Source organism: Neolewinella xylanilytica, from assembly GCF_002934605.1.
Classification (GTDB): Bacteria; Bacteroidota; Bacteroidia; order Chitinophagales; family Saprospiraceae; genus Neolewinella; species Neolewinella xylanilytica.
Window position 1 is genome coordinate 361,480 of record NZ_PTJC01000006.1, and the last position, 13,030, is coordinate 374,509.

The window sequence follows — 13,030 nt, forward strand, 5'->3', positions numbered from 1 at the left end:
GCCCATTTTATTGGCCGGCATAGGAGACACATCACATGGAAACGGATATTCAACGACCCCTCGTAGAGGCGTTAATCAGATTTGGTGTAGACCCAGCGTTCGCGGAATCTTTCGCGAAAGGGCTGACCCGCCGCTCTTACCAAGCCAAGGAAAATGTCTTCGTCGAAGACGATCCCAATCCCAGCGTCGTATACATCCTCTCGGGGTATATGCGCATGTATGTAACCGACCAGGACGGTGAAATCTCTACCCGCCTACTGGCCGGCCCCGGCCATTTTATCGGATGTATCGTTTCCACGCTCTATGATTCCCCGGCTCAGTATACCGCGGAATGCATTAGCGATTGCCAAGTGGTCGTTGTGAATAAAAATACCATTATTAAAGCTAAAAAGAGCGCCGAAAGCCGGGCCATATTACAGGATATCGTTCTCCACCACTTGGTCAATCTAATGCAGGAGAAGGCCATCATGCTCCCGCTCAAAGCTACGGACCGGTATCTCTATTTCAAGAAGCGGTATCCCCGAATGATGGAACGGATACCCGCCGGAATCCTGGCCAACTACATTGGCGTACGCCCCCAGTCACTCAGTCGAATAAAACAAATGTTAAAGTAGACTAAAAAAATGTCGATTTTTTAACCGATGTGAAAACCGGTTTGGAGAATTGCCTGCATCTTTGGATAAGATATTATAGGCTACATTGACACTTTGAACAAATCTCGGTTTTGAACTTTTGACGCCCGCCCTATTAGGAGCGGGCGATTTTTTTGGGTATCGGTACGTGCCGGCCGATCAAGCCGAACGATGTCGGGTCGGTATCCCTAAGTGACCCGGTGGCCGAACCAGCGCAAAACGCGGTAAGCGATCCTTACAGCAACTTCCGAAAATTCCATCCAGAGGCTTTTGCGCTACCGAGGTGGCCGTTTCCCCCGCAATGACCGCAAATCTTCCCGACTACCAGCCACTGTAGGCTTGGTGCCCACCGCCGGAATGAAAAAGTGATTTTTAAGGGATCGAACGTCTTCGACGGGGAGTTTTGGATACCCTTCATTTTGCCAAATAGCAAGTTAGGGTATCGAGCTTGCGCAATTGTTTCATGGCCAAGGGGACGTTTTCCGTGCAACCGCTTCTTTGGTCCCTACCTTTGCTTCGTGTTCCGCTAATTGCTGATTATCTTAGACCAGAAACCGCTCCTTATCATGGCCACCATCAACCTTACCGTCAACGGGCAACAACGACAAGTAGACGTGGATCCCGAGATGCCCCTGCTGTGGGTACTTCGAGACGAGCTGCAGCTCGTCGGCACCAAATACGGCTGCGGTATCGGTTCCTGTGGCGCCTGTACCGTCCACGTCGACGGAATTGCCATGCGTTCCTGTAACCTTCCGGTAGGAAACCTGAGCGGCGAGGCGATAACTACCATCGAAGGGCTTAGTGAAAACGGCGACCATCCGGTTCAACTCGCCTGGCTCGAGCACGACGTACCCCAGTGTGGCTACTGCCAGGCGGGGCAAATCATGACCGCCGCCTCCCTGCTCGCTAATAGTCCGGACCCGGACGACGCCGAGATCAGCGCATCGATGAACGGAAATATCTGCCGCTGCGGAACCTATACCCGTATCCACGCCGCCGTGAAAACCGCCGCCAAAAAACTAAGCTAAGATGTCCTCCAATCAGCCTTCCCGCCGTTCCTTCCTCAAGCTGACCGCGGCTACCGGCGGTGGCCTACTGCTGGGCTTCAGCTACCTGACCTCTTGTCGGAACGAAAAAACCGCCCAGGCAGCGCCCGAGTTGGTTATGCCCGAAGAATGGGTAACCGTCAATGCCTTCCTGAAAATCGGAGAGAACGGGGTGGTGACCATCATGTCCCCCAATCCCGAGATCGGACAGAACGTCAAGACCGCGATGCCCATGATCGTCGCGGAAGAACTGGACGTCGATTGGAAAAACGTAGTAGTGGAGCAGGCTCCGTTGGACACCGAGAACTTCGAACGGCAGCTTGCCGGTGGAAGCCAGTCCATCCGCCACGGCTGGGAGCCGCTGCGGAAAACCGGAGCCACGGCCCGCCACTTGCTGGTTGCCGCCGCGGCCCAACGGCTGGAAGTAGACGCGGGTGAGTTACGAACGGAAAACGGTATCGTTTATCACGACGGCAGCGACCGGTCCCTGGGGTATGGCGAGCTGGCCTCCCTCGCCGCAACCCTGCCGCTGCCGGAAGAGGTAACCCTGAAGGATCCCAAGGATTTTCGCATCATCGGCAACGCGAAGAAGAACGTGGATGCGAAAAAGATCGTTACCGGTCAGCCGCTGTACGGACTGGACCTCCAACGGGAGGGAATGAAGTATGCCGCCATCGTCCATCCCCCGGCCTTTGGCATGGCATTGAAATCCGTAGACGATGCGAAGGCAAAAAGCCTCCCCGGCGTCCACAGCGTAGTGACGATCGATGCCCATCCCGAGGGTTTTGAGCCGCAGTGGTCCGACGTAAACGCCTTTCCTAAACTGGTGGCCGTCGTGGGGGATAACCCCTGGACGGTCATGCAGGCGCGCAAGGCGCTGAAAGTGGAATGGGAGCGGACCTCCCCGGCCGAATCCAGCGCCATGCACCGCGCCGCCCTGGAGCGGCTACTCGACGAGGGCGAGGCCGAAGTTGCCCGCCGCGATGGCGATCCCGAAGGCGCTTTTTCCACCGCCGCTACCGTGGTAGAGCGAACCTACTACGCCCCCTTTCTCCCCCACAATACCATGGAGCCGATGAACTTCTTCGCGGACGTGCGGGAAGACGGGGCCGAATTGGTCGGTCCGATCCAAACGCCGGAGTTCCTTCGTAAGTCGGTCAGCGCCCTGCTTGGGATGCCGGAAGAGAATATCCGCATCATGATGACGCGGATGGGCGGTGGCTTCGGCCGACGCCTTTACGGCAACTTTGGCGTGGAGGCGACGCTGATCAGCCAGGCTACCAAAGTCCCCATTAAATTGGTGTACAGCCGCGAAGACGATATGACCCAGGGCACCTACCGCCCGGAATACCTGGTGCGCTACCGGGCCGCTCTCGACGGTGACGGTAAGCTTACCGCCTTTCACGTGCGGGGCACCGGAGCCGGTGAAAGCCCGGTGTTTCCGAACCGCTTCCCCGCGGGCACGGTGGACAACTACCTCGCCGAGAACCTGGTCAACGACTCCAATGTCTCCACCGGTGCCTGGCGGGCTCCCCGCTCGAATTTCATTGCCGGCGCGGAACAAGCTTTCCTCGACGAAGTCGCCGAGGCAGCCGGTAAAGACCCGATTGCCTTCCGACTGGAACTCTTCGATCGCGCCATCAGCAATCCGGTGGGGGAAGAGAACGACTACGACGCCGAGCGGTATGCTCATGTACTGTCTGAGGTCCGGGATAAATCGGGATGGACCGACGGCGACCGCCGCGGGGTAGCCGCCTATTACTGTCACAATTCCTACGTTGCCCAAGTGCTCGAAGCCGAGATGGTGAATGGCCAGCCGCGGGTCAAGGAGGTGCACTGCGTCGTCGACTGCGGCATCGTCGTCAACCCCGAAGGCGCCCACAACCAGGTAGAGGGCGGAATTATCGATGGCATCGGCCATGCCTTGTACGGTGCGATCACCTTCGAAGACGGCCGGCCACAGCAGCAAAACTTCGATACCTACCGGCTGATTCGCCACAATGAGGCACCCACTGCCATTCACACCCACTTCGTGGAGAACGGTATCGCGCCTACCGGCTTGGGGGAACCCTCCCTCCCGCCCGTAGTCGGGGCGCTGGCGAATGCCATTTACCGCGTGACCGGCGAACGGGTATACGACCAGCCCTTCGCCGCTCCCCGGGAGCTTAAGGGGTAGGTAGCAGGAATCTAAACACGGAAAAGCCCGGTACGACTATGTCGTACCGGGCTTCGTGCATAGAATGGGACAAGCCCACCTACGATTTGACCGCTAGAGCCTGACGAATTTGGTATTCACGCCGTAGCCATCCTGGGTGCGAACGTGGAGCAGGTAGACGCCGGCGCGCAGGTTCGTGACGTCCAGCGTGGTTTGACCGTTGTCCTCGACCTTCTTTTGCTGCAATACCCGTCCGGTGAAATCGCGAACTTCCACATTGACAAAGTCCTCCTGGCTTTCCCGGATGACCGGGTTGGCCAACGCCGGAGCAGTGCTTTCCAGATTCCAGGTTACGGTTACCTCGCTCAGGTTGGTCGGGTTGGGGTATACGCCGAGTGCTTGAGCGGATGCTGAAGCGAGGCGGGCGGTACGTACGCTGGTTTGGGCAAAGTCGGACGTCGCGCCGTTAGCGCAGTTCGAACGCACCCGCCAGGTGTAGGAAGCATTCTTAGAAATGGTGACGGACGCACTCGTTCCACTAACCGTTCCGGAAGCGAACGTAGCACCGTTTTGCAATACCTCAACAAAATAGCTCAGCGCGCCGTCCGCCGTATTCCACGACATGGTAAGCTGGCGCCCCCCTTTACCGATCTGGCCGGTGAGCCCGTTGGGAGCGACACAGTCGCCGGCCGGTGGAGCACAATTGCTGGCGTAGCTACAGTCGGGGTCTGCACAGTCGGTCAGGCCATCGCCGTCATCGTCGATACCGTTATCACAGATTTCCTGGGGCGAGGGGGGAGAAGTACCGTCGCAGGTAGCGGAAATCAGCTCCGGGCGGGCGGCTGACACGGCTGCCCACATCCGGTCCTTCTGGCCGATGGTAAACAAGTTCATGCACTGGTCGTCGGAGTAGTCCATATAGTTCTGAAACATATCCGGGAGGTCCGTTCCGCCGTTCTTACCCCGGGGCGTACAACTGTTTGGACCGGGATACGTGCAGGCGCCGCCAGTGTAGTTCGGGCCGCCAGCGGTGGGGGTATCGGTGACGAAATCGTCGACGCTACAGCCGCCGTCTCCCCAGATGTGGCGCAAATTCAGCCAGTGACCGACCTCGTGGGTGGCCGTCCGACCTAGGTCGAACGGTGCCGTAGCCGTGCCGGTCGTGCCGAAGTAGCGGTAGTCGACGACCACGCCGTCGGTAGCCGGGCTGCCGCCGGGGAACTGAGCGTAACCGAGTATGCCACCGCCGATCTCACAGACCCACATATTCATTGCTTTGGTAGGTGTAACGGCATCGGAACCACCGCTACCGGACGACTTGACCGCGTCATTGGTGCCGAAACTGCTACGCGTAGTTGCCTTTCGAATCACCTGGGTCAGGCAGAATTCGATCTCCGTATCCGCGGCCACCCCCCGGAAGTCGGAAGGGGTATTGGCGCGGTCGGCGTTAAGGCGCCGGAAGTCGTCGTTCAGTACCTGGATCTGACTGTTGACCTGGGCATCCGATATGTTTTCGGTATTGTTCCCGTATACGACGTGCACGATGACGGGAATGGTCAGCACGCCACCCGAAAGCGATTTCTGCAGTACCGGATCAAATTGGTCGGTAAGGCGCTCCAGCTGCTGCAACTGAAGCTCCCGGGAAGGGTTTTGGCGGATTTGCTGCTCGAGGTAGTCCATCGAACCACAGTTGCGCTGGGCGGTTGCCCAATTGGAAAGCGCCAAAAAGATGAAAAAGAGTAGAAGTCTCCACTGCATACTAGGCAATTTATGGGTTGGAAAAGGTGTTACTGAACCCACAAGGTAAATCCCCTTCGGACACCCCCGATGGACAATTTCCGCTTTGTATTCTCCTCTTCCCGGTATTGTGCCTATTTATTTCGGGTTTTTCTCGATTTTCAGAGCTTTAGTACGTTCAATTTGTTGGATTTTTAACCAATCAAGCCTTCATGTTAACCAATCACCACGCCCATACCTATTACAGCGATGGCGTCGGCGCACCCGAAGAATACGTTGAGCGAGCCCTCCGCGAAGGCTTTACCAGCTATGGATTCAGCGACCATGCTCCGATTCCGTTTGCCGGAATCAGTTCGATGTCGGTAACCGATCTATCCGATTATATCGCGGAGATCGATCGTCTGCGGCTGCGGTTCGGGGATCGGATCAAGCTCTATAAAAGTCTGGAAGTCGATTACATCCCGGAGGTCATCAACGTAGACAGTACGCACATCCGGGCGGCAGGACTCGACTATACCGTAGGTGCCGTTCATTACATCGATTACTTGCCGGATGGTATGCCTTGGAGCTTTCAACGGGCTAATCCGGTTTTCGAGGAAGGGATTAATACCATTTTCGGCGGAAATCCCCGTGCCATGGTAGAGCGCTATTTTTCCCTCGTCCGGGAGATGGTCGCCACCCATCCTCCTTCGATCGTAGCTCACCTGGATCGCGTCAAAAAGCGTAATCAGGAAGGACGTTACTGGGACGAAAACGAACCCTGGTACCGCCGGGCAGTGGAAGAAACGCTGGAAGCCATCGCCGGCGCCGGCTGTATTATGGAGGTAAATACCCGGGGCATCTACTTGGATGAAATTACCGATACGTATCCCACCGATTGGGTCGTCCGGCGAGCTCACCAGCGTGGCATTCGCCTGCAGGTCAATTCCGATGCCCACCGGTCGGAGCACATTGCCGGCGCTTTCCAGGAAGTCTACGAAGGGCTGCGGGCCATGGACGTGGAAATAGTATGGACGTTCACCGGCCAGGAGTTTACCCCCCTGGAAGTTGCGGACCTGCAGCCATTGCTTGAGGGTTCACCCGATCAGATCGCCTAAGCGGCTTTTAGTAGAAGCTAACCGCCTTCCGTTTAAGCTGACCTTCCGCCGAACTGTGCATTAGGGCACCGGTGTCCCCAGGGGTAATTTCCGCCGCGTTTCCTTCGTCGGTATCGATGTGCATTTCCAGCAGGTAGTCCGGAGACACCCGCACCAGCACGTTACCGAAGGTCAATCCCCGCTCGTCGTTGCGTATCGCCACTTCCACGACATCCCGATCCGCTACGCCAAACCGGCTGGCATCGTCCGGGGTCATGTGGATGTGGCGCCAGGCGCAGATCAACCCGTTCTCCAGGTCGACGTGGCCACTGGGACCCACCAACCGGCACCCCGGCGTATTGTCTACTTTTCCGGATTCCCGTACCGGGGCGTCGATCCCCAGGAAGAATTCGTCGGTGCGGGAAATCTCCACTTGGTCCACGGAGCGCAGTGGACCCAAAATGCGCACCCGTTCCAACTGGTTCTTCGGCCCAATGACCGTAACGGTTTCGTTGGCGGCAAACTGACCGGGCTGCGACAACCACTTTTTCACCGTCAACTCGTGACCCACTCCGAAAAGTTGGTCGAGCGTAGCGCGGGTGAGGTGACAATGGCGGGCGGAAACCGCCACGGGAATCGAGGGCAGCCGATTCACCTTGTTCTCTTCGTCGATCAGCTTGCCGCACGCTTTGGCAATCGCGAATTGTTCATCGGTGCGGATAGCCAGCAGCTTCACCCGACTGTGGGGCCGGTTAAAGGCAATCACATCCTCTCCGGTCGTGAGTTGCAGGGATTGATTGCGGTCTTCGTCGATAATGGCACCTAGGTAATCCAGCCGCTGGGCTGCGCGGTGGCGCACGATACTGCTGTTCTCGCCGACGCCTCCCGTAAAGATGATCGCGTCCACGCCACCCATGACGGCCGTATAGGCACCGATGTACTTCCGCAGACGGTGGGTGAATATCTGCAGGGCGAGCTGGGCACCTTCGTCACCCCCGGTCGAACGCACGAGGACGTCCCGCATGTCGTTGGACCCGGACAACCCCTTAAGGCCACTCTCCCGGTTCAGGATTTCATCGATTCGTGCCGCGCTCAGGTCCGCTTTCTGGGCTAGCATGGTGAGGATTCCCGGGTCGAGGTCTCCGCTTCGGGTACCCATTACCAACCCTTCCAGCGGCGTCATTCCCATACTCGTCTCGATACTGCGGCCGAACTCGATGGCGGCCACACTGCACCCGTTACCCAAGTGGCAGCTGATCAGGCGCAGGTTGCGATAATCGTCCTTTAGGAAGGTGGCCGCACGGCCCGCTACATACTTATGGCTGATCCCGTGAAAGCCGTACCGACGGATGCCGTATTCCTCCGCCAGGGCTCGGGGGAGGGCGTAGGTACGGGCCCGGCGGGGTAAACTGTGGTGGTAGGACGTATCGAATACCGCGAAGTGCGGAATATCCGGGAAGAAACGTCGGGCCATGCGGATCCCTTCTAGGTTGATGGGATTATGCAGCGGAGCGAGATCCGAGAGGGCCTCGATTTTTTGCTCGACCTTATCCGTGATGCGCGCAGGGCAGTCAAAGGTTTCCCCACCGTGCACCACCCGGTGTCCGGTGCCGGCGAGATCGAGATGGCTGCATAGCTCCTTGAGCTTGGTCAAGCCTGCACGGAGTGCTTCCTCGTGGCCCTTTTGCTGGAGATGGATTTCCGTTCCGTCGCTAAAGGTGAGTTCGGGAGCATCCAGTAATCGGTTGCCATTCATTTCGAAGTGTACCTCCCCGGAGGTCGCATCCATGACCGATGCCTTCAGTGAGGAACTGCCGGCGTTTAAAACGAGTATTAACATGTGGGCGTAAGGGAAGTACGGCGAAAAAAGTTCGCGACATCCTACCGCATTATAGCGGGGCAACCGAAATTAGGGAAGGAAAGGAAACGCAGCGAGTGGAGCAGCCAGGTAGTCGTGCCGTACCCCCCGCAGTATCTAGACGCACATTGCGTACAAGGCACACGGAGTTGAGCATTAAACGACTAAGAAGTAGCCCGTAGGGGAATCGAACCCCTCTTACCAGGATGAAAACCTGGCGTCCTAGCCGATAGACGAACGGGCCGGGAGGAATAGTAGGAAGTACGTAGCACTTTAGTACGGTAGGCGGCCAGGCATGCAAGCCTACCGTACTACTATACTATCTACTCCCGTACTAAAGAAGTAGCCCGTAGGGGAATCGAACCCCTCTTACCAGGATGAAAACCTGGCGTCCTAACCGATAGACGAACGGGCCAAAGGAGATGTACAAAATTTAAAGGACGAAATACAAAGTGAAAAGGTAACCGGACCTTTGTACTTCACACTTTATGCTGTAAACATTGTACCTGAAAACCGGCATTCCGGCTTTAGCGGTTGCAAAGATAGATAGCTTCGGCAAAATCGCAAGTAAATGCCAAACTTTTCCTCAGGAAGCTTGCTGTTCGGGCCGATCTTTTCGGCCGAGCGTGCCCCGCAATTGCTCCAATCGGCGACGTAAAGCATTGGCCTGCTCGGCTTTACTGCTGCCGGCGGCATTGTTGCTTAACTCGACAATAGTGTCCAGTTCAATGCTGTCCTGCTCGATATGAAAGCGGGTTTCCTCTACCACGGCTTCGTCGTCGTAGTTCGTTTGCCGAAGGTTGCGCAGTTCCCGGCGACGTGCGGAGATGCTCTCCATCAGGCGGTGGCGGTCGAGCAGTTCCTTGAGTTGTTGGGCACACTCGGCAAAGAAGCCGGCTTTCGCGTGGCGGAGACTGAATTCGGCCTCCAATTCTCGGATAACGTCCTCGGCTTTTTTGACTTCCGTCGGATCAACGGAAGTATTTCGTGACAAATCGTCGCGCAGGGTAGCGATACTCTTCAGGATACGTTCCCCCTCATCCCGGAAGCGCTCTTCCCGCTGCCGGCAGTCGCGCAGCCGTTCCGACACCCGTTGGGCGAATTCACTTTCGTCGGCCTGCGGACGGGCGTTGCCCCTTAGCCACTGGGTAACGGAACCGCCGACCAGCACAAAAGCTACCGCCGCCGCAAGTAAAAATGCCGTAAAAGCGAGTGGCGGGTAAATACGCAGGAGTAACAGGAGACTAAGTACGACGAGGCCGCCGATCAGGATTGTGCGAGTGTAGTCGGGTCCTTGTTCCGGTTTCATGCTTAGCAAACCGTTTTTGGCGGGCCGTAGTTGCGTACTATTCGTATAATTGCCCGAGCGAGATCGCCCATTAAACCATCAATCATGTTAGCAGCCGTAGTCGCCTGTTTTGTCATCGGGTACATAGTAATCGTATTTGAGCATCCACTTCGGTTGGACAAAACGGTTCCCGCACTACTCATGGGAGCATTATGCTGGGCGTTACTGAGCCTCGGCTTCAACGCCGGCTCCCTGGAAATTATCAACACGGAAGGGGACGTCTTCAACATGATGAACAGCATCAGCGGCGAAGCGATGGAGGTCGGTCATGCCGGTGCCCACGAGGCCGCGGAGGAAGGTTTCGTTGGTGCTCTCCTGCACCACCTGGGAAAAACCGCCGAAATCCTCATCTTCCTCATCGGTGCCATGACCATCGTCGAGATTGTCGACCTGCACCGCGGCTTCGATATCCTGAAGGGCTGGGTCAAGACCCGCTCGAAAAAACGGCTCCTCTGGATCGTTGGCTGCCTGGGCTTCGTCCTTTCCGCCATTATCGACAACCTGACCGCTACCATCGTTCTGGTCACCCTCCTCCGCAAACTCGTACCCGACCGGGATCAACGCATCTGGTACGTGGCCCTGATCGTGATCGCGGCCAATGCCGGAGGTGCCTGGTCGCCGATCGGCGACGTGACCACCACCATGCTGTGGATCGGCAAGCGCGTCAGCACCGCCGGACTGATGGAATTCCTTATCGTTCCCTCCCTCATCTGTTTCGCGCTGCCTTTCCTAATCGCCAGCTTCCTCAAGCCCTTCCAGGGAGAAATCACCCTGACGGAGGAACAGGAAGAAGAACAGGACCGGGAACGGCTCCTTTCCAGTAAGACGATGCTCTTCCTGGGACTAGGCATGATCGTTTTCGTCCCCATCTTCAAGACCATCACTCACCTTCCGCCCTACCTCGGCATGATGCTGAGCCTCGGGGTGGTCTGGCTGGTTTCCGAATACATCCACCCGGAGGAAGACTTCACCGAGGAGCGTAAAGTGAAATACTCGGCCCATAACGCCCTGAGCCGCATCGAGATGTCGTCGATCCTCTTCTTCCTCGGTATCCTCATGGCAGTAGCCGCGCTGGAAACCATCGTCGTTAACGGCGTCGGCGCCCTGCGGGCGGTTGCCGAAAGCCTCCGGGCGGTAATCCCCAACGAAGACATCGTGATTATCATTCTCGGCTTCCTGTCGGCGATCATTGACAACGTTCCCCTCGTAGCCGCCTCCATGGGGATGTACGACCTCAATAATTACCCGATTGACGCCCGGCTATGGCACTTTATCGCCTACAGTGCCGGTACCGGTGGTAGTATGCTGATTATCGGTTCGGCCGCCGGCGTCGCCGCCATGGGAATGGAGCGGATCGACTTCATCTGGTACTTCAAAAAGATCGCCTGGCTGGCATTCGTCGGCTTTGCCGCCGGTGCGGCAGCCTTCATCGTAATTGAGTCGCTGTTTAATATCGGTGTCACCCACTAATCATTCCGCCTTGGTCCGACTTTCGCTTCTTTGTTTTTTCGCTTTACTCCTGTTACACTGTGAGCAGGAAACCGACCTCCTGGTGGGGGAGTGGCAGGGGGCGTTAGTCACCGAGGACGGCGATAGCCTCAAACTGGATCCGCGGGAGATCACCTTCGATTTTCGCGCCGATGACCGCTACGAGTTTACCTCTACCCTGCGCTACAGTGAAGCTGGTACGTACCGGACGGAAGCGGGGTATCTCTTCGCCCAGGATACCACGCAGCCCACTAACCCGGAACGGGTGGTCGCCATCGAAAAACTGACGGTCGATTCGCTGATTATCCGGATGAGCGCCGATACGGTCCAGCGGTTGGTCACCTTGCTACGCACCAGCGCTCCGCCGCCACAGTAAGCTGCTGTCACCGTAGCTGAGGAAGCGGTAATCCGTCTCCCGGGCGTGTTGGTAGATGTCCTTCCAGGCATCGCCCACCATGGCGGCCACCAGGAGTAACAGGGTGGAGCGCGGCTGATGAAAGTTCGTGATCAGCCCGTCTACGATCCGGGGCCGGGCCGCCGGGGTCAGCATCAACTGGGTGTAACCGGTGAAGCTCTCGCTGTTCGTCATTTCCAAATGATGGATCAGGGCGGCGAGCGCGGGTGCCGCGTCCGTTCGGGAAACGCTGGCTTCCGTTGCCACCCACTGACCCAATTCGTTCTCCCAGTTGCCCTCCGTCATACCACGGGCTCCCAGATAAAATAAGCTCTCCAGGCAGCGCATGCTGGTGGTGCCGATGCTGACGATTGGTCGCCCGGCGCGCAGCTGTGCTTCCAGGCGGTGAAGGAGCTCGATGGATACGCTGAAGTACTCCCGGTGCATCACGTGGCCGCCCAGGTTGGGGGCCGAGACGGGTTTAAAGGTGCCGGCACCTACGTGTAGGGTGAGTGTCCGAAAATCCACCTCGCGATCCACCAACCCCTCCATGACCTGCGGGGTAAAGTGAAGTCCGGCCGTGGGGGCCGCCACCGAACCCTCCCGTTCGGCGAAAACCGTTTGGTAGCGGTGGTGATCCTCTCCCTCCGCGGCGCGGCCCAGGTAAGGGGGTAGGGGTATGGTGCCCGCCGCTTCCAGCAGCTCGCCAAAGCTGAGTTCCCGGGGGCCCGACCAAGTAAAGCGAACCGTGAAGGTGTCGTCGGTACGTTCCAGCCGCTCGGCGACAAGGGTGAAGGTGTCATCGGCCTGGTGTACCGGCAGGGAAATGCTTCCGCTCTTCCAGCGTCGGTTGCCGCCGATAAGGCACTTCCACTCGACGGCACCTTGGGTAGCTGACAGCGAAAGTGCATAATCTACGGGGCGCAGCGGTTCGAGGCAGAAGATTTCCACGGTCCGACCGGTGGGCAGGGGGAAATAAAGCCGCGCGTGGATGACCCGCGTGCTATTTCCGACCAACAGGGTGCCGGCGGGCAACAGATCAGGCAGCTCGCGAAAGTGGCGGTCGGTGACCGTGCCTTCGCGGTAGTGCAGTAACTTTGCGGCCGCCCGGTCCGGGAGCGGATAGCGGGCGATTCGGTCGTCGGGCAGGGAGTAATCGAAATCATCGATTCGCAGCTCCCGGGGGTCCATCATCATGGTGGCAAAGGTACGGAAGGTGGTATAAGTCTATTTTCTTACCCCGTTCATCGAAAAACGGCTAACCTCCGGATAGTCGGTTCCGTTCTTTCGGAACTT

The 13,030-nt window shown here is 57.7% G+C and carries 10 protein-coding genes and 2 tRNA genes; 6 read left to right on the forward strand and 6 right to left on the reverse strand.

All coding sequences use genetic code 11. The annotated features are described in order from the left end of the window. Positions 1 to 35: 35 nt before the first annotated feature. The 3 genes from CLV84_RS10725 (at position 36) to CLV84_RS10735 (ending at position 3,854) form a co-directional block, all read left to right on the forward strand. Positions 36 to 614 carry a Crp/Fnr family transcriptional regulator gene (locus CLV84_RS10725; protein ID WP_104419794.1) on the forward strand — a complete coding sequence of 193 codons (579 nt, stop codon included), beginning with the start codon at positions 36 to 38 and terminating at the stop codon, positions 612 to 614. Between the two features lie 584 nt (positions 615 to 1,198). Continuing rightward, a complete protein-coding gene (locus tag CLV84_RS10730) occupies positions 1,199 to 1,660 on the forward strand; it encodes a (2Fe-2S)-binding protein (protein ID WP_104421164.1) in 462 nt (153 codons plus the stop codon). Position 1,661: 1 nt separating this feature from the next. Continuing rightward, a complete protein-coding gene (locus tag CLV84_RS10735; protein ID WP_104419795.1) occupies positions 1,662 to 3,854 on the forward strand; it encodes a xanthine dehydrogenase family protein molybdopterin-binding subunit in 2,193 nt (730 codons plus the stop codon). 93 nt (positions 3,855 to 3,947) lie between these two features. On the opposite strand, the gene CLV84_RS10740 is transcribed toward CLV84_RS10735, so the two are convergent. Further along, positions 3,948 to 5,591, reverse strand: coding sequence for a M43 family zinc metalloprotease (locus CLV84_RS10740; protein WP_104419796.1), 1,644 nt, complete (start codon positions 5,589 to 5,591; stop codon positions 3,948 to 3,950). Positions 5,592 to 5,782: 191 nt separating this feature from the next. Between CLV84_RS10740 and CLV84_RS10745 the strand changes: the two genes are divergently transcribed. After that, positions 5,783 to 6,667, forward strand: coding sequence for a histidinol-phosphatase (locus CLV84_RS10745; RefSeq protein ID WP_104419797.1), 885 nt, complete (start codon positions 5,783 to 5,785; stop codon positions 6,665 to 6,667). Between the two features lie 7 nt (positions 6,668 to 6,674). Here the strand turns inward: CLV84_RS10745 and CLV84_RS10750 are convergent, their stop codons facing one another. The 4 genes from CLV84_RS10750 to CLV84_RS10765 all read right to left on the reverse strand — a co-directional run bounded on the left by CLV84_RS10750 (position 6,675) and on the right by CLV84_RS10765 (position 9,813). Further along, positions 6,675 to 8,486, reverse strand: coding sequence for an acetate/propionate family kinase (locus tag CLV84_RS10750; RefSeq protein WP_104419798.1), 1,812 nt, complete (start codon positions 8,484 to 8,486; stop codon positions 6,675 to 6,677). Positions 8,487 to 8,676: 190 nt separating this feature from the next. Then, positions 8,677 to 8,748 (reverse strand) — tRNA-Glu (locus tag CLV84_RS10755). A gap of 99 nt (positions 8,749 to 8,847) precedes the next feature. Then, positions 8,848 to 8,919 (reverse strand) — tRNA-Glu (locus CLV84_RS10760). Positions 8,920 to 9,090: 171 nt separating this feature from the next. Next, complete coding sequence (locus tag CLV84_RS10765) at positions 9,091 to 9,813, reverse strand: hypothetical protein (protein WP_104419799.1); 723 nt, start codon at positions 9,811 to 9,813, stop codon at positions 9,091 to 9,093. Positions 9,814 to 9,897: 84 nt separating this feature from the next. Here CLV84_RS10765 and nhaD point away from each other — a divergent pair, with 84 nt between their 5' ends. Both nhaD and CLV84_RS10775 read left to right on the forward strand, forming a co-directional pair. Continuing rightward, positions 9,898 to 11,322: a sodium:proton antiporter NhaD gene (nhaD, locus tag CLV84_RS10770; RefSeq protein WP_104419800.1), complete on the forward strand. Its 1,425-nt coding sequence runs from the start codon at positions 9,898 to 9,900 to the stop codon at positions 11,320 to 11,322. Between the two features lie 10 nt (positions 11,323 to 11,332). Then, a complete protein-coding gene (locus CLV84_RS10775; protein WP_104419801.1) occupies positions 11,333 to 11,716 on the forward strand; it encodes a hypothetical protein in 384 nt (127 codons plus the stop codon). Here the strand turns inward: CLV84_RS10775 and CLV84_RS10780 are convergent. After that, positions 11,687 to 12,931, reverse strand: coding sequence for an S-adenosylmethionine:tRNA ribosyltransferase-isomerase (locus CLV84_RS10780; RefSeq protein ID WP_104419802.1), 1,245 nt, complete (start codon positions 12,929 to 12,931; stop codon positions 11,687 to 11,689). The genes CLV84_RS10775 and CLV84_RS10780 overlap by 30 nt on opposite strands. Positions 12,932 to 13,030 lie beyond the last annotated feature (99 nt).

Excerpts from the sequence above, each read along its gene's own strand:
- CLV84_RS10780 (WP_104419802.1), bottom strand. The coding sequence starts at position 12,931 with ATGATGATGGACCCCCGGGAGCTGCGAATCGATGATTTCGATTACTCC.
- CLV84_RS10765 (WP_104419799.1), bottom strand. The coding sequence starts at position 9,813 with ATGAAACCGGAACAAGGACCCGACTACACTCGCACAATCCTGATCGGC.
- CLV84_RS10750 (WP_104419798.1), bottom strand. The coding sequence starts at position 8,486 with ATGTTAATACTCGTTTTAAACGCCGGCAGTTCCTCACTGAAGGCATCG.
- CLV84_RS10730 (WP_104421164.1), top strand. The coding sequence starts at position 1,199 with ATGGCCACCATCAACCTTACCGTCAACGGGCAACAACGACAAGTAGAC.
- CLV84_RS10745 (WP_104419797.1), top strand. The coding sequence starts at position 5,783 with ATGTTAACCAATCACCACGCCCATACCTATTACAGCGATGGCGTCGGC.
- CLV84_RS10735 (WP_104419795.1), top strand. The coding sequence starts at position 1,662 with ATGTCCTCCAATCAGCCTTCCCGCCGTTCCTTCCTCAAGCTGACCGCG.
- CLV84_RS10725 (WP_104419794.1), top strand. The coding sequence starts at position 36 with ATGGAAACGGATATTCAACGACCCCTCGTAGAGGCGTTAATCAGATTT.
- CLV84_RS10740 (WP_104419796.1), bottom strand. The coding sequence starts at position 5,591 with ATGCAGTGGAGACTTCTACTCTTTTTCATCTTTTTGGCGCTTTCCAAT.
- nhaD (WP_104419800.1), top strand. The coding sequence starts at position 9,898 with ATGTTAGCAGCCGTAGTCGCCTGTTTTGTCATCGGGTACATAGTAATC.